The 15,105-nt window shown below is 71.9% G+C and carries 14 protein-coding genes; 5 read left to right on the forward strand and 9 right to left on the reverse strand.

Annotated elements, in window-relative coordinates; genetic code table 11:
• Positions 1 to 66: 66 nt before the first annotated feature.
• Positions 67 to 417 (reverse strand): 5-carboxymethyl-2-hydroxymuconate Delta-isomerase, encoded by a 351-nt coding sequence (locus ACYP53_RS18610; protein WP_189925630.1) that lies wholly within the window; start codon positions 415 to 417, stop codon positions 67 to 69.
• Between the two features lie 89 nt (positions 418 to 506).
• The gene (locus ACYP53_RS18615) at positions 507 to 1,571 is read right to left on the reverse strand and encodes a phosphatidylinositol-specific phospholipase C domain-containing protein (RefSeq protein ID WP_459648142.1); all 1,065 of its coding nucleotides are present in this window, start codon (positions 1,569 to 1,571) and stop codon (positions 507 to 509) included.
• A gap of 330 nt (positions 1,572 to 1,901) precedes the next feature.
• Between ACYP53_RS18615 and ACYP53_RS18620 the strand changes: the two genes are divergently transcribed.
• A complete protein-coding gene (locus ACYP53_RS18620; protein ID WP_459648143.1) occupies positions 1,902 to 2,546 on the forward strand; it encodes a dihydrofolate reductase family protein in 645 nt (214 codons plus the stop codon).
• A 111-nt stretch (positions 2,547 to 2,657) separates the two neighbouring features.
• On the opposite strand, the gene ACYP53_RS18625 is transcribed toward ACYP53_RS18620, so the two are convergent.
• The 3 genes from ACYP53_RS18625 to ACYP53_RS18635 form a co-directional block, all read right to left on the reverse strand.
• Positions 2,658 to 3,536 (reverse strand): geranyl diphosphate 2-C-methyltransferase, encoded by an 879-nt coding sequence (locus ACYP53_RS18625; protein ID WP_189925623.1) that lies wholly within the window; start codon positions 3,534 to 3,536, stop codon positions 2,658 to 2,660.
• Positions 3,537 to 3,593: 57 nt separating this feature from the next.
• Positions 3,594 to 5,021, reverse strand: a complete 1,428-nt coding sequence (locus ACYP53_RS18630; protein WP_459648144.1) for a family 2 encapsulin nanocompartment cargo protein terpene cyclase — start codon at positions 5,019 to 5,021, stop codon at positions 3,594 to 3,596.
• Between the two features lie 718 nt (positions 5,022 to 5,739).
• Positions 5,740 to 6,629 (reverse strand): IS5 family transposase gene (locus tag ACYP53_RS18635; protein WP_459648145.1). Its coding sequence is split into 2 segments (ribosomal slippage): positions 5,740 to 6,275 and positions 6,275 to 6,629, totalling 891 coding nucleotides; the frame shifts between segments, so codons are not numbered across the junction.
• A gap of 198 nt (positions 6,630 to 6,827) precedes the next feature.
• On the opposite strand from ACYP53_RS18635, the gene ACYP53_RS18640 reads away from it, so the two are divergent.
• Positions 6,828 to 8,153 (forward strand): radical SAM protein, encoded by a 1,326-nt coding sequence (locus ACYP53_RS18640; RefSeq protein ID WP_189925622.1) that lies wholly within the window; start codon positions 6,828 to 6,830, stop codon positions 8,151 to 8,153.
• A 63-nt stretch (positions 8,154 to 8,216) separates the two neighbouring features.
• On the opposite strand, the gene ACYP53_RS18645 is transcribed toward ACYP53_RS18640, so the two are convergent.
• Both ACYP53_RS18645 and sph read right to left on the reverse strand, forming a co-directional pair.
• The gene (locus ACYP53_RS18645; RefSeq protein ID WP_459648146.1) at positions 8,217 to 9,047 is read right to left on the reverse strand and encodes a thioesterase family protein; all 831 of its coding nucleotides are present in this window, start codon (positions 9,045 to 9,047) and stop codon (positions 8,217 to 8,219) included.
• Between the two features lie 185 nt (positions 9,048 to 9,232).
• Positions 9,233 to 10,225 (reverse strand): sphingomyelin phosphodiesterase, encoded by a 993-nt coding sequence (gene sph, locus ACYP53_RS18650; RefSeq protein ID WP_189925618.1) that lies wholly within the window; start codon positions 10,223 to 10,225, stop codon positions 9,233 to 9,235.
• 222 nt (positions 10,226 to 10,447) lie between these two features.
• On the opposite strand from sph, the gene ACYP53_RS18655 reads away from it, so the two are divergent.
• On the forward strand, positions 10,448 to 11,149 hold the full coding sequence (locus ACYP53_RS18655) for a hypothetical protein (protein ID WP_459648147.1): 702 nt from the start codon (positions 10,448 to 10,450) through the stop codon (positions 11,147 to 11,149).
• 50 nt (positions 11,150 to 11,199) lie between these two features.
• The gene (locus ACYP53_RS18660; RefSeq protein WP_459648148.1) at positions 11,200 to 11,772 is read left to right on the forward strand and encodes a hypothetical protein; all 573 of its coding nucleotides are present in this window, start codon (positions 11,200 to 11,202) and stop codon (positions 11,770 to 11,772) included.
• Positions 11,773 to 11,847: 75 nt separating this feature from the next.
• Here ACYP53_RS18660 and ACYP53_RS18665 read toward each other — a convergent pair whose 3' ends face one another.
• Positions 11,848 to 12,612 (reverse strand): hypothetical protein, encoded by a 765-nt coding sequence (locus tag ACYP53_RS18665; protein WP_459648149.1) that lies wholly within the window; start codon positions 12,610 to 12,612, stop codon positions 11,848 to 11,850.
• 387 nt (positions 12,613 to 12,999) lie between these two features.
• Here ACYP53_RS18665 and ACYP53_RS18670 point away from each other — a divergent pair, with 387 nt between their 5' ends.
• A complete protein-coding gene (locus ACYP53_RS18670) occupies positions 13,000 to 14,262 on the forward strand; it encodes a hypothetical protein (RefSeq protein WP_459648150.1) in 1,263 nt (420 codons plus the stop codon).
• A gap of 108 nt (positions 14,263 to 14,370) precedes the next feature.
• Here the strand turns inward: ACYP53_RS18670 and ACYP53_RS18675 are convergent, their stop codons facing one another.
• Complete coding sequence (locus ACYP53_RS18675; protein ID WP_189925608.1) at positions 14,371 to 15,093, reverse strand: ribonuclease H family protein; 723 nt, start codon at positions 15,091 to 15,093, stop codon at positions 14,371 to 14,373.
• Between the last annotated feature and the right edge of the window lie 12 nt (positions 15,094 to 15,105).

Raw genomic sequence — 15,105 nt, forward strand, 5'->3', positions numbered from 1 at the left:
AGCGGTCCCGTGCGCCCGGCCTCTCCGGCCGGCTCGCACGGGACCGTTTCCGTCTCCGGCCGCCGGTCAGTGGCCGGGGTGGTGGACGAAACGGTAGGTGTCGCGGTCGAGTTCGGTGACCTGCACACCGATGGCGGCGGGCACGCCGATCCGCGAGCGCAGGACGGCGAGGACCCGGTCGGTCAGTGCGGCACGCTGCTCCGCGCTACGGCCGGCCAGGATCTTGACCTCGGCCAGGACGACGGCCTCGCCGGTCGTGCCGTCGCCGACCCGGTGGTGGGCGACGGTGCGGAAGACGGTCTTGCACTCGGCCACGGTGGTGTCGATGACGCCGGCGATGGCCTGGTGGACCTCGTCGGCGAGGGCCGCCCGGTCGATGTCGAGTTCGGCCGAGTGGTCGACCAGGATCTGTGGCACGGGAACCTCCCAGGGAGTCGGACGCTGCGGGCGCCGACGCTATCGCGGCCGGGGAGCGTCCTGGGGCGCGGGCCCGCCGCCACCGGGCGTCAGCCGCGCGGCAGCACCAGGGACTGCACCGTCGGCAGCTTCCGCCAGTCGCTCGACACGATGCTCGCGTGCGCCTTCGCCAACTGCTCGGCGCGGGCCCGGGCCTGGTCCGCCGTCGGGTCGGTGCCGCTGATCTCCGGCGCGACCTTGTGGGAGTCCGTCATCACCAGCAGGTAGTGCGCGGCGTCGTACCACGCGGTGTCGATGCCGTTGACGTACGTCGAGGCGTCACCGTCGAAGACCACGAACCACGGCCGGATCGAGGCGTCCGCGCCGGTGTACCGGCCGCGCGGGTCACCGGCCGCGGCGCCCAGCACGGACGGGAACACCTGGGCCTGGCCGATCCGGCCCGCCGCCGCCAGGTCGCGCAGGTGCCGCCCGTACTCGACGTCGGTGTGCAGGGTGTCGAAGGGGTTGTCCAGCTCGACCGTGCCCGGGATCGCGTACAGCAGCACCTTGCCGGCCAGCGCCGAACGGCTCGGCCAGTTGCCCGCCCGCACCGCCGCGTCGAGGCTCGCGTACGAGCCGCCGCCCGGCTTGGCCAGCAGGTCGGCGGGGCGCAGCACGGCGGAGCCGAGGTGCTGGGCGATCAGCGTGTCCAGCTGGTCGGGGCCCATCCCGAGGTTGGCGGAGAAGCCCGGCTTGAGCTCCAGCTTGATGACCAGCGGCCCGGCCGCCGGGTGCGCGGCGAGCCAGACCCGGACGTCGTCCAGGCAGTTCTCCAGATTCTTGTTGGTGCCGCCGCTGTAGAGCTGGGCGGGGGTGGTCGCGGCGGTGCAGTTGTTGCCGTTGCCGAGCGGGTTGGAGTGGCTGACCTTCCACTCCTTGGTCACGATGTTCGGCCAGAGGTCGAGCTCGATCATGCCGGTGCCGGTGTCCAGGCCCTGGGCGAGGAACGGGAACGCGGCCGGGTCGTAGGTGTTGTGCAGGCCGACGGTGGTCGCCGAGCCGAACGGCAGGTCGCCCGTCCCGGTCGGGGCGGCGTCCGCCGGGGCGGTGGACATCAGGGCGGCCGCACCGGCGAGCAGGCCGGCCGCGAGGAATCCGGACAGAGTACGGCGCATGGTCATGGGAACCCCCCGAGGTTCGGAACGTGCCGGCTGCCCTCCTCCGGGCAGCCTGACGGAGCATCGCCCACCAGGACGTGCTCCGCGTGAAGAAGGCACGACAATAGCGTGACGGCTGCACTGCTTCTCCCCCGGCCCCTTCCCCTTCGTCCACATCCACCCCACCGGCCCCACCCCTCCCGACCTGGCACTCCGCACCGGGCCGCGCCGACGGCGACCGCGCCTGGTGTCGCAGCGTCAGCCTGTCGGAGCCGCGGGTTAGCGTGGGCCCGCGAACAGGGTGCGGCGGCCCGCCCGCACCGAGGCGCCGAACGGCGGAGGAAGCCGATGTCCCTGGTCCGGGTCCACAACTTCTCGATCTCCCTCGACGGCTACGGCACCGGCGAGGGCCAGAGCCTCGACGCACCGTTCGGCCACGCCACCGACCGCCTGCACAGCTGGTTCTTCCGCACCCGGACGTTCCGGCGGATGCACGGCGACGAGAGCGGCGAGACCGGCGTGGACGACGCGATGGCCCGCGCCTGGGGCGACGACATCGGGGCGGAGATCATGGGCCGCAACAAGTTCGGCCCGCAGCGAGGCCCCTGGCAGGACGAGGAGTGGAAGGGCTGGTGGGGGCCGAACCCGCCGTTCCACACCCCGGTCTTCGTGCTCACCCACCACCCGCGCCCGGTGCTGGAGATGGCCGGCGGCACGACCTTCCACTTCATCGACGCGACGCCCGAGGAGGCGCTGCGGCAGGCCCGGGACGCGGCCGGGGGCAAGGACGTGCGGATCGGCGGCGGCCCGAGCACCGTCCGCGCCTTCCTGGAGGCCGATCTGATCGACCACCTGCACGTGGTCGTGGTGCCGATCGTCCTCGGCCGGGGCGAGCCGCTCTGGGCCGGGCTCGAAGGGCTGGAGCAGCGCTTCCGCACCGAGGCGGTCACCACCCCGAGCGGGGTCACCCATCTCACCTTCACCCGGCCGTAGCGGCCCCCGGACGCACGACGGCGGCCTCCCCCACGTCCGCGGGGAGGCCGCCGTCAGCCGTTCGGGCCGGCTGCGCTCGCGCCAGTCGCGCTCGCGTCGGACCCGGCCGGATCAGACCCGGTCGGCCGCAATCAGCACGTACTGGAAGGAACCGTCCTTGTAGGACTCGATGAACGCCTCCTCGATGCCGGTCACCAGCGAGGTGGTGTTCCGCAGCTCCCAGTAGGGCAGGGTGTCCGGGGTGAGGTCGATGACGGCCTGGGGCACCAGGCGGTTGTCGGCCATCGCCCGCAGGTACTCGCGGCGGGAGTGGATGTTGCACTCGAAGTGGGCGTTGATCTGCGAGACCCACTTCGACGGCTGCCCGTACCGCGGGTTCCAGCAGCCGGTGATGGTCACGTACCGGCCGCCCACGCTCAGCACCCGGGAGTGCTCGGCGAACAGGTCGTGCAGGTCGACGTACATGCTGGACTCGTTGTTCCAGGAACCCGCGACGGAGCCGGTGTCGACGGGCATGTTCAGCATGTTGGCGACCCGGGACCGTACGAAGTCGCCGATGCCGAGCTCGGCGGCGCGCTTGTTGCCGAAGTCCGCCTGCTGGGTGGAGAGGGTCATGCCCTCGACCCGGCAGCCGAAGCGCTGGTGGGCCATCACCATCGAGCCGCCGCGGCCGCAGCCCGCGTCGACCAGGGTGCCGTCGGCCGGGATGTCGCCGAGGTGGTCGAGCAGCACGTCGGCCTGGGCGGACTCCAGGCGGTGCAGCTCGGCGATCACCTTCTTCTCCCGCTCGCTGTCGGCCGGGTCGCCGATCGCGGCCTGGTCGATCGCGCCGATGCCGTAGTGGTGGTGGTAGAGGCCGTCGACGTCGCCCAGCCGAAGGTTGACCGGGCGTGCCTCGTGGTCCCAGTAGCGTGCGATGTCGCCCTGGTACGGAGTCGCCGGGCCCGGGATGGCGTTACCGGTCGTGGTGAGGTCGTCGGTCAGGGACATGGGTCAACTCCAAATTTTCTACGAGTGGTTACCGAGTACGGGTGTCGCGCGGGGCGGTCACCAGAAGTCGGGCAGGGTGTAGCGGTGGGTGTTGGTCTGGTGCCAGTAGTGGTTGCCGTCGAGCCACGCGGCCACGCCGCGCAGGAACCGTAGGAGGGTCGGCACCGGGCAGGCCGCGGCCAGCGCCGCCGACTCGGCCTCGAAGGCGAGCATCAGCTCGTTGTGGACCTCGACGGCCTTCAGGTAGCCCTCCTTGCGCGAGACGCCCTCGCGCTCGGAGATCACCGTCGGCAGGTTCAGGTGCAGTCCGGGGCTGGACAGCTCCTTGGTGTACGAGTACAGGTCGTTGACGATCGTGGTGGCGTTGCCGGCGAGGGCGATCACCCGCTGCATCGCGGGCAGCGCGTGCAGCTCGACCGGCAGCTCGTACCCGCCGACGGTGTCGGTGATCGTCGGGCAGGGGCGGAAGTTGTTGAACTGGCGCATGGCCAGGTACTCCCACACCTCCGGGACGTGGTCGGTCTCCGCCCAGGCCGCCTCGGCCAGGTACCCCAGGTGCAGCCGCGCCATGTCGTGCCGGAACCGGTCCGCCTGGGACGGTGTGGAGGCACGGACGAAGTACTCCATCGCCGAGTGGTACGAGCGCCGGGGGGCGTCCTCGGACAGCGAGGCCTCCCAGGCCGGCTGGTACTCCGGCGTGGTGTGCAGCGGGTCGAGCGCGGTGTGCGCGAGCAGCAGGCGGCTGCCCAGGCCGACCGGCGACCCGCCGAGGTCCTCGCAGTAGCAGTCGTCCACCGCGTTCTCGGCCACCATCAGCCGGGCCGCGAGCATCAGGTGGTCGATGCTCGGCGCGTCGGGGTGGCAGGCCACCATGTAGCGCCCGGTGGAGAACCCGTCGAAGTCCTTCTCCCACTCCGGCGGGTAGAGCTCGATCTCGTCGATCGCCCAGGCCTTGATCTTCAGGCTGAGCGCCTCCACCCGGGCCGGGTCGGGCTCGGCGATCGGGTGGTGGTACAGGCCGGGGATGGGGTCGCCGAGCCCGGGCTTGCCGCCGCTCGGCGCCGCGGCGGCCGGAGCGGCCCCGAGCAGGGCCGCACCGAGCGAGGCCGCGCCGACCGGTGCCAGGCCGGGCAGGGGCAGGGCGGGTAGGTCCAGGGCGGGTAGGTCCAGGGCCGGTAGGGACGGCTCGGCCAGGGAGGGCGCCTGGACGTCCGGCACCACGGCCTCCGACACCGCCGGGGCCCCCACAGCCGGGGCCTCGAACGCCGGAGAACCGGGCGCGACGAACTCCGGCACCGGGTTCTCGGCCACCGCGCCCTCGGGCACGACGACGTCGGGGGCGGCCACTTCGACGTCCGGCGCCTCGACAGCCGGCGCCTGGACACTCGGGGCCTCGACAGCCGGGGCCGACGGCGTCAGCCGCAGGCCGGCGGTGCCCAGTCCGCTGGGCCCGCGCAGGATCCGCTCGATCGCCGGGGTGCTCATGGACCCACCGCCGGGGCGGCGAGCCCGGGTGGTGAGCCCGGTTTGACACGCAGGGGCATGGAGCCTCCTCTGGAAAGGTCGCACGATGAGACGGGCCGTCAGCTCGCCCGCAGCGAGGGGAACTCCACGCGGCGGGCCCCGTGTCGCTCGGGTCCCAACCGTAGGTGGGTGGGCCCGTTCCGGAACGCAACGGACGATCTTCTACACCCGATAGAGTGAACGTTCGGGCTGACGGCGTTTGAATGAGCCCCTGTCATGCATCGGCCCGCCCCACGCCGTGGCGCCCCGCCCGCACCACCCCGCGTCAACCCGGTGACTCCCACCCGTGTCCAGCCCCCACCGCCCGCGTAGCGCCGCTCGCGGCAGGGCTGTTCGAACACCAACGACCGACCGGCGGCAGCCCGCCGCGCCTCGGCACCGATCGACCGCACTCACGATGCGGCGCGAGACCGCCGCGTCGGGGGACCGCGTGGGACCGCGTGGGAAGTCGGCCCGGCCGACTTCCCACTCCGGCGGTCCCGGCGGTCCGTCGGCCTAGGGCGTGTCTGACAATTCGCGTCGGATCAGCGCGCGGCGTTGGGGTGCGTGCATCGCAAGGCGGAGGAGGGAGTCCATGCGGAGCATCGGCGACCGACGACAACGCGGCGAGGTGCGTGCCCCGGCGTCGCGCGCCCGGCGGGAATTGTCAGACACGCCCTAAGGCGTGTCTGACAAATGATCATCTGGCCGGTTCGCGGAGCCAGAGGATCAGGGAGGCCAGGACGACTCCAGCGCGGTAGCGGTCGGCGAGCTTGTCGAACCTGGTGGCGATCGCGCGGAACTGCTTGAGGCGGGCGAAGCATCGTTCGACCACGTTCCGATCGCGGTAGATCTCCTTGTCGAAGGCGGGCGGCCGACCGCCGAGGCGCCCGCGGCGTCGGCGATTGGCCACCTGGTCGCGGCGTTCGGGGATCGTGGCAGCGATGCCCCGACGCCGCAGCAGATGCCGGATCGCCCTGCTGGAATAGGCCTTGTCGCCCAGCACCCGCAACGGTGTCGTGCGCGGGCGGCCTGTTGCGGCTCGCGGGACGTGGATCCCGTCCAGGACCTCGGCGAACGTGGTGGCGTCGTTGACGTTGCCCGGGGTGAGCACGATCGACAGCGGCAGGCCGCGGCCGTCGACGGCGAGGTGGACCTTCGTGGTCAGCCCGCCTCGGGACCGGCCGAGGGCCTGGCGCGTCTGTGAGCGGCCCGGATCTTCCAGTTCGTCCCCGTCCGCGTCCCCTTTTTGCGGGCGCCGGCGGCGTGCTGGTGGGCCCGGTTGACCGTGGAGTCGACGGCGACGGTCCACTCCACCCGGCCCACGGCGTCGTCGCGGACCTGGACGTGCTCCAGCAGCCTCGCCCAGGTGCCGTCCGCTTCCCAGCGGGCGAACCGCTCGTAGACGGTCTGCCACGGTCCGTACCGCTCGGGCAGGTCGCGCCACGGGGCCCCGGTCCGAAGCCGCCACAGCACACCGTTGACCACCTGCCGGTGATCACGCCACGGGCGGCCACGCCCATCCACCTGCGGCAACAGGGGCTCTATCCGCTCCCACGCCGCGTCCGTCAACTCACCTCGACCTGCCACGAGATCAATTATCAGACAGGCCTTAGGACTCGAGTCCCGTCGGCCGTGGGTCCGCGGGCCGAGGCGGCGCGCCGTCCCCGCCCCCACCATGGACGAGTTGATCTTCCCGGGCGCGGCCGCTCACGGCCGTGCCCGTAAGGAGGACGAGAATGGGCACGGCGCCGTGGAGGATCGGGGCCAGGAAGGAAGACCACGCGCATGGAGAGCCAGGCCCGTAGCCGCACCGCACTCGTCGAGGGGCTCATGGAGCGCTATCCGGACGTGCCCCGGGAGGCGGTGATCAAGGAGGACCTGCTGCGCGGCGGCATGGCCTTCGACGAGTCCGCGCTCAGTGGCAGCACCGGCGCCGACGGGGGCGGCGAGGTCAAGCCGAAGTCCTACTTCATCTTCTCCTTCGACCACCGCACCCTGCCCGAGCTGGGCGCCGCCGCGCTCAACCGGCCGCCGGAGGAGGTCGTGCTGACCGGCGGACCGTACGGGCTGCGCCGCACGGTGGTGTCGGTGCGGGTCAACCCGGACTCGCCGTACCGGGTCGGCGCCGGGGAGGACGGCACGCTCGGCCTCTACCTGGACGGCGCGCGGATCGCCGACGTCGGCCTGCCGCCGATGCCCGACTACTACCGGCACACCCTCGCCAACGGGAAGTCGGTGATGGAGGTCGCCCCGACCATCCAGTGGGGTTACCTGATCTACCTCACGGTGTTCCGGGTCTGCCAGTACTTCGGCGCCAAGGAGGAGTGCCAGTACTGCGACATCAACCACAACTGGCGCCAGCACAAGGCCGCCGGCCGCCCGTACACCGGGGTCAAGCCGGTCGAGGAGGTGCTGGAGGCGCTGGCGCTGATCGACGAGCACGACACCGCCCGGGCCTCCCAGGCGTACACCCTGACCGGCGGCGCCATCACCTCGCAGGTCGGCGGCCGGGACGAGGCCGACTTCTACGGGCAGTACGCCAAGGCCATCGAGGAGCGCTTCCCCGGGCGCTGGATCGGCAAGGTGGTGGCGCAGGCGCTGCCGCGCGAGGACGTCCAGCGCTTCCACGACTACGGCGTGCGGATCTACCACCCCAACTTCGAGGTGTGGGACAAGCGGCTCTTCGAGCTCTACTGCCCGGGCAAGGAGCGCTACGTCGGCCGCGACGAGTGGCACCGCCGGATCCTCGACTCCACTGAGGTGTTCGGCCCGGAGAACGTGATCCCCAACTTCGTCGCGGGCGTGGAGATGGCGGAGCCCTTCGGCTTCACCACGGTGGACGAGGCGATCGCCTCCACCGAGGAGGGCCTGCGCTTCTTCATGTCGCACGGCGTGGTCCCGCGCTTCACCACCTGGTGCCCCGAGCCCACCACCCCGCTGGGCAAGGCCAACCCGCAGGGCGCGCCGCTGGAGTACCACATCCGGCTGCTGCGGACCTACCGCGCGACCCTGGAGGAGTTCGGCCTCTCCTCCCCGCCCGGCTACGGCCCGGCCGGGCCGGGGAACGCGGTGTTCTCGGTCAGCTCCTTCATGGACTCGCTGTCCGGCTGAGCACGGGTGTCGTCGGCGCCGCCACCGAGAACGGTGGCGGCGCCGACGTGGTGACCGGGCCCGTCAACTCACCGGCTGCGGGCGGACGGTGAGGATCTGCTCGGCCCGTCCCACCGGTCCCCGCTCGTCGTGCAGGACGGTGCTGGTGACGCCGTGACCGGCCGGGCCGAAGCTGACGCCGGTGTCCAGGCCGGTCCAGCGGCCCTCGGGGCAGCGGTGGAAGTGGATGGTCAGATCGGTGTTGGGGAACATCCACTCCGTGGGGTCCTGGCGGGCGGCGATGCCGTTGGCGGTGTCCACCAGGGCGACGAAGGAGGCGTGCGGGCTGCAGGGCTCCCCGGCGACCAGCTGGGCCCGGCTCGCGATCCAGGCGGCGGCCCGGCCCGGGGCGGTCGCCCGGTGGCGGACGTCGATCGAGGAGATGTAGCCGCCGCCCCAGAGCCCGCTCATCTCCCAGGGCTCGAACTCCTCGGGCGCGGGCAGCCGCGGGTCGTGGGTGCCCGCGACGGCGGTGGTGTCGAGCTCGGCGAGGAACCAGGCCCGGGCCCGGACCACGGCGCGCTCCCCGATCACCACGGTGGCCTCGATCAGCTCGATGGTGCGCCCGGGCCGGACGGTCTCCACCGTGACCTCGAACTCCTCCAGGGCGATCAGGCCGAGTATGTCGAAGCTGATCCGGGCCAGCGCCAGTCCGTCGCCGGAGCCGCCGGCGTGACCGCGGTCGGCGCGGTACTGGTCGATGGCGTGGACGATCAGGCCGCCGAGCGGGCTGAAGTGCTGCTCGTCGGGGTGCCAGGCGCCCTGGGCCTGGGCGGTGGGCTTGTAGCGGTTCTCGCCGGTGCGCTGGTAGTAGCTCTGGTCGTAGCTGTCGGGCGCGGCGGTGGGGGTGGTCACGTGCGCTTCTCCTCGGGCGGATCACTGGGCGCCGGGCGGGCGCCGCCGGGGTACGACGGCGCCCGACCTCGGCGTTCAGGATCGTAAGGGGCCGAACCGCTTGCCGGGCGTGACGGTGACGCATCCCACAGGGCGTCCCGCACCCCGTGCCGCACACGGCGGCCGGCCCCCGCTCCGGCGGAGCGTCAGTGCGCGGCGAGCGGGTAGTGGTCGGAGAGGTCGGTGTAGGTGTAGCTCTTGCCCCAACTGCTCACCGTCCAGGGCGCGCTGTGCACCCGGACCACCTGGTTGGTGTACTGCTGCGGGCGGGCGTGGTCGGCGCGGTAGAGGACGTAGTCGAGGTCCTCCTTGGGCTCGCCCGGGTACCGGTAGGCGGCGACGGAGTTGTCGACGGTGTCGAAGGAGTACGGCCAGCCGGTGCGGGCGGAGGCCGGGGCGAGGTTGCCGTTGGTCAGCAGCGCCTGGTACTCGGACCCGTGCGAGTCGATGTTGAGGTCGCCCGCGAGGACGATCGGCTCGTCGGCCGGGATCCGCTTGGCGTCCAGGAAGGCGCGCATCGCGGTGAGCTGCTTGGCCCGGATGCCGGCGGCCTGGCCGCTGGAGCAGCCCGAGTCGGTGGACTGCAGGTGGGTGCCGACCACGTGGGTGCGGCGGCCGTCGACGTCCAGCACGGCGTAGACGAAGCCCTTGTTCGACCAGTAGTCGGAGCCGCAGGCGTCCTTGTAGACGTACTGCTCCTTGTGCAGGATCGGCCACTTGCTGAGCAGGGTGACCCCGCCGTCCTCAGGGGTGGTGGAGCTGTAGCTGCCGGAGGTGGCGTCCCAGCCGGCGGTCGAGCGGCCGACCACCGGGGTGTGGTACGGGTACGCGGCCGAGGCCTTGGCGGTCAGCGCGTCGGAGGCCGCGTTGTCGAAGGCCTCCTCCAGGACGACCACGTCGTGGCCCTGGAAGAAGTCCGCCGAGGCGATCGCCTGCGCCCGGTACTGCTGGCCCCAGTTGGGGTAGAGCGAGGTGCTCATCAGGAACACGTTGTAGGTGAGCACGTCGAGCGGGGGCGCACTCTCTGTCGAGGAGGGGGCCGGCGCGGTCTCGGCCGAGGCGGGGGCCGTGCCGAGGGTGGCGATCACGGTGGCGGCGGCGCCGGCGGCGAGGGCACGGCGGACGGACGACAGCGGCATCTGGGCTCCGTGGAAGGTGTCGTGGAAGGTGTCGTGGACCCGTCGGGTCGAGGGATGTTGTGTATCCAACTTGCCCGTCGGCACGACCCGCAAGACTTCCGGCGAGCATTCGGTGAACTCGTCGGTAACTCCGGACCGGCCGGAGACCGGCACCCGCCCTTCCGGACGTCAGGACCTGCGGTCACACTGTCGCAGGCACGGAAGACACCGAACGGGGGCCCCATGGCAGGCAGGAAGAAGCGGAAGCGGCCACTCGCCGAAGGGGTGGCCAAGCCCCCGAAGCGGGTGCGCAGACGACCCGCGCCACCGCCGTCACCCCGGACGGTCCGCCGCGCGGCGTGGCTGGTCGGGTCCGTCCCGGTGCTGATGGTCGGCCTGCTGGCGGTCGCCACCAACCCGGACTACCAGGTCCTCTGCATGATCCCCGCCTTCCTGGCGCTCTCGGCCGGGATCATCGGCATGGGGCTCATCCGGCCCAAGGGCTGGGTGATCCTGCTCGCCGTGCTGTTCGGGGTACTGCTCATGGTCCTTCCGACGACGAGCATCCGCGCGCAGCTCATGGCCCACCGCGCGGTGGAGACCGAGGTGGTGATCACCGACGCCCACAAGGCCAAGGACAGGAGCGGCCGGGTCAGTTGGACCTGCGACATCCGCCGCACCGACGGGCAGCCGCTGCCGCACGGCCAGGTCGGCGGCTTCGGCTGCTCGGGCCGGTCCGACATCGGCGACACCATGAACGTGCTGGTCGACCCGGCGGGTTGGGCCCCGCCCGTCTCGACGGAGGAGGACCTCGACTTCCTCGGCACCGGCGTGTACGTCACCGCCGTGCTCGCCGCCCTGTGGGGCCTGCTCACGCTGGCCGCCACGCGCCGCACCCTGCGGGAGACCGCCGCGGCCGGGGGTGCGCGGGGCCGCAAGGCGTGAGCCGTACCCCCCTCGCCCGCCCCCGGGGGCGCAGGCGTAATGTGCGCCGTGTGAACGAACTGATCTTCCGGGGGAAAGACCTGTTCCGGCCCTCGTGGTCGAATCTCGGGCCGCTGGTCATCGTGCTGGTGCTCCAGCTGGCCATCGGCAGCACGCATCTCGGTGCCATGGGCACCTTCTGGCTGGTCCTCGGGACCCTGGTGCTGGCAGGCGGGTCCTTCGCGCTCAGCTGGCGCTGCTGGAGCCGCGTCGACGCCCAGGGCGTCACCATCTGCTGGGGCCTCGGGCGCGGCCGGACCTACCCGTGGCCGGAGATCCGGTGGGTCGACGTCCGGGAGACCAAGGGCAACGGCACGGCCTCGTCCTCCGCGCGGATCTTCCTCGCCGGCGGGCGGCGCCGTTCGCTGCCGGGCCTGCAGACCAGCTCGATCTACCCGGCCGCCGAGTTCGACGTCAACTTCCAGCGGCTGGTGAACTGGTGGGAGTACAGCACGCACCCGACCTGGCGGATCCGGCCGGCCAAGCAGTTCCGGGACCGGCTGACGCCCACCGTGGTGGGCCTGCTCCTCGCATTCGTCATCGTCACGGCGGTGGTCCTCGTGGTGGGCCTGCAGTCGTCGTAAGTCGCGGCAACGGAACGGCCCCGGCTCCCTCGTGGGAGCCGGGGCCGACGTCCGTTCAGCCTCCCGCGGGCCGGGTCACCGCTGCGACGGGTAGCCCGGCTGCCCGCCGTAGGGCGCCTGCGGTGCCGCCGGGTAGGGCTGCTGCGGCGGGTACGGCTGGCCCTGCGGCGCCGGGTAGGCCTGCTGGGACGGGTACGGCTGCGGCGGGTAGGGCTGCGCCTGCGGTGCCGCCGGGTACGGCTGCTGGGGCGGGTACGGCTGGCCCTGCGGTGCCGCCGGGTAGGCCTGCTGCGGCGGGTAGGGCTGGGCCGGCGGCGCGGGGTAGGCCTGCTGCTGCGGGAACGGCTGGCCCTGCGGCCCCGGGTAGCCCGTGTCCTTCGGCGCGAGCTCGAAGGACTGCGAGCCCGGGTCGATCGAGCCGGGCGGGAAGACCGTGCTCAACTGGTCCAGCTCGGCCCGCCAGTAGCGGTGGACGTTCAGCCGGGTCGGCTTGGCGCCGTCGGGCAGCTGCAGGTACATCGAGCTCCAGATCGAGGCCCGCTTGACCCGGCTGACCGGGAAGGCGTGCCGCGGGAAGACCGCGACGACCTCGCCGGGGCGGTTGGTCCAACGGCTGGCCGTGTTGACCACGACGGAGCTGTTGGTGAGCGTCAGGAAGTAGAACCGACGGGTCAGTGCGACGATCAGGCCGAGCAGCGGGATCTCGTCGAAGACCGCGTTGAGCCACGGGCTGGGTCCGGTCTCCACGTGCACGCACGCGATGAACGCGTCCCCCGGCGGTGCCACCTGGGAGAGCTTCTCGATGACCTGGGCCTTCTGCTTCGCCCGGCGTATTGCCATGCTTCCGGTACCTCTTACCCGTCATGTCCGCCGACCTTGCCCGGCGGGAAATCGGCTGAGGCTAGCAGCCGGTGGTGAGGGTCTGAACACCCCTTCTTGGCAAAGGTTCCGCCATGCTTCGCCATGGCTCGCCGTCGTGCGGGACGGGTCCGCCGGACGGTATGCGGAGGCCGTCGGACGGATCCGGCCATTGCGGACGATTCCAGCCACATCGCTTAAAGCCTGCCCCAAATAATGGTGCGACGCCTTGCTGATAATGTGATCACATGTGTATGCACTGTGGCGCTTGAGGCCACAGGGGAGAGAAAGGCCCGGTCGACCGATCGGGCCCAGTCACACAGGAGTTGCACCATCAACACCGCCATCCGCAAGGCCGCTCGCGGTGCGATGCCCGTCGCCGTCACCGCATCCGTCCTCGCCACCGCTCTCGCCGCCTGCGGCACCGTCGAGCAGCTCAACGCCGCCCAGAAGGTGTCCAAGGCCTTCGGCAAGGTCGGTGACGGCAAGTCGGCCGGCTTCAAGCTCTCCATCGACGCCACCCCCGAGCAGATCGTCGCCTTCGCCAAGGCCACCGGGGAGAAGGGCGCCGACGACGGGCTGGACGAGAAGAGCGCCAAGGCGATGTCCGGGCTCTCGCTCGCCGTCGCCGTCTCCGCGGACAAGCCGCTCAAGGAGATCGAGGCCTTCAAGAACGCCAAGGGCTCGACCGCGAACAACGACCTGACGCTCGACAAGTCGGTGCGCGTCTCCTACGTGGTCGCCGACCGCAACGGCACCCCGCTGCTGGAGTACCGCCAGGTCGACGCCAAGGGCTACCTGCACGTCGACGCCAAGGGCGTCGTCAAGCTGACCGGCGAGGACCCGTCCGAGGTGGACGCCGTCAGCAAGGACCTGCCGCCGGACATGGCCGCGGTCAAGGACGTGCTGGCCGGCAAGTGGGTCGAGCTCGACCTCCAGGCGCTCGCCGACGAGGCGAAGAAGAACGACGGCAAGAAGGCCCGCCCGAGCGCCGCGCCCACCGCCGACCCGGAGGCCGCCAAGCAGCTCCTCAACTCGCTCAAGGACGTGCTCGGCCGCACCGTCACGTACGAGGACAAGGGCAAGAAGGACGGCACCGAGCACATCTGGATGAGCGCCCCGGCCCGCCAGCTGGTGGACGAGCTGTTCAAGGCCGTCAAGCCGGTCGCGGACAAGTTCCCGCAGCAGTTCAAGAAGTTCCCGAGCAAGGCCCCGAGCGACGTGCCGGACCGCAAGGTCGGCGTGGACCTCTACCTGAAGGACGGCGCCTTCTCCTCGGCCACCTTCGACTTCGCCCAGCTCGCGGACAAGATCGAGCCCGGCGTCAACTTCCCGGTGAAGCTGGCCTTCGACAAGTCGGCCCCGAACGTCCAGGCCCCGGCCGACGCGACCAAGCTGACCTCCGAGGACCTGATGAAGGCGGTGCTCGGCTTCGCCGCCGGTCCGGGTGCCGGTGCCGGCAGCCACCTCATCCCCGGGACCGCGGGCGGTCCGGCCACCACCGCCGCGCCGCTGACCGCCGCGCAGCTCAAGGAGCTCGCCGCGCTCGGCGTCCCGGAGACCCAGGCCCGCTCGTTCAACTCCCTCGGCATGACCTTCGAGGACATCAAGGAGATCGCGCAGGAGGGCTGATCCCTCCCCCGATCCCCTGTTCAGCCACGACCGGCCGACCGCACCCGCGGTCGGCCGGTCGCGTTTCCGGCGCCTTCCCCAGGCTTGGGCCGGTCAGGCACGGACCCGTCAGGCGTGGGCGGCGGCGCACTCCGGGTGGCCCCAGCTGCCGCCGACCTTGGTGATCTTGTCGCCCTTGGCGTACGCGCGGCTGCACGGGCAGGTGCCCGGGAAGCGGGCGGCCAGCGTCCGGGAAGTGCCCGAGGAGCTGCGCTTGGCGGCGGTCCCACCGGAGCCGCCGGTGGCGCCGGCGCCGCCCGTACGGGCCCCGGCCCGGCTGGTGCGTGCCTTCGGGGCGGCGGCCGGGTCGGGCACCGGCAGGTCGGCGTCGGTGCCGGAGGCGTCCCGCTGGGTGCGGGCGGCGTCGCTGGCGGCCTTGTCGGCGATGGCGTTCAGCGGGTCGCCGTCCACCTGGTGGGCCGGCACGTAGACGAAGGTGACGTCCCGGCCCTCCAGCAGTGCGTCGATCGCCTGGATCAGCTCCTGGTTGGCGACCGGCTTCCCGGCCGCCGTCTTCCAGCCGTTGCGCTTCCAGCCCTTCAGCCACTTGGTCACCGAGTCGCGGGTGTAGGTGCTGTCCAGCCGCACCTCCAGCGGGACGGCCGGGTCCGTCGCCGCCAGCAGCCGCCGCAGCGCCGTCAGTTCGCCCACGTTGTTGGTGCTGTGCCCGAGCGCGCCGGCCTCCCAGCGCCGGGGCGCGCCGGTGGCGTCCGCCACCACGTACGCCCAGCCCGCCGGCCCGGGGTTGCCCTTGGCTGCTCCGTCACACGCTGCAATGACTCGTTCGACCATGCCCCGATCATG

It is taken from the genome of Kitasatospora sp. Ki12 (assembly GCF_054601375.1).

Coding starts and splice junctions, on each gene's coding strand:
- ACYP53_RS18640 (WP_189925622.1), top strand. CDS start 6,828: ATGGAGAGCCAGGCCCGTAGCCGCACCGCACTCGTCGAGGGGCTCATG.
- ACYP53_RS18630 (WP_459648144.1), bottom strand. CDS start 5,021: ATGAGCACCCCGGCGATCGAGCGGATCCTGCGCGGGCCCAGCGGACTG.
- ACYP53_RS18675 (WP_189925608.1), bottom strand. CDS start 15,093: ATGGTCGAACGAGTCATTGCAGCGTGTGACGGAGCAGCCAAGGGCAAC.
- ACYP53_RS18665 (WP_459648149.1), bottom strand. CDS start 12,612: ATGGCAATACGCCGGGCGAAGCAGAAGGCCCAGGTCATCGAGAAGCTC.
- ACYP53_RS18615 (WP_459648142.1), bottom strand. CDS start 1,571: ATGCGCCGTACTCTGTCCGGATTCCTCGCGGCCGGCCTGCTCGCCGGT.
- ACYP53_RS18670 (WP_459648150.1), top strand. CDS start 13,000: ATGCCCGTCGCCGTCACCGCATCCGTCCTCGCCACCGCTCTCGCCGCC.
- ACYP53_RS18625 (WP_189925623.1), bottom strand. CDS start 3,536: ATGTCCCTGACCGACGACCTCACCACGACCGGTAACGCCATCCCGGGC.
- ACYP53_RS18655 (WP_459648147.1), top strand. CDS start 10,448: ATGGCAGGCAGGAAGAAGCGGAAGCGGCCACTCGCCGAAGGGGTGGCC.
- sph (WP_189925618.1), bottom strand. CDS start 10,225: ATGCCGCTGTCGTCCGTCCGCCGTGCCCTCGCCGCCGGCGCCGCCGCC.
- ACYP53_RS18620 (WP_459648143.1), top strand. CDS start 1,902: ATGTCCCTGGTCCGGGTCCACAACTTCTCGATCTCCCTCGACGGCTAC.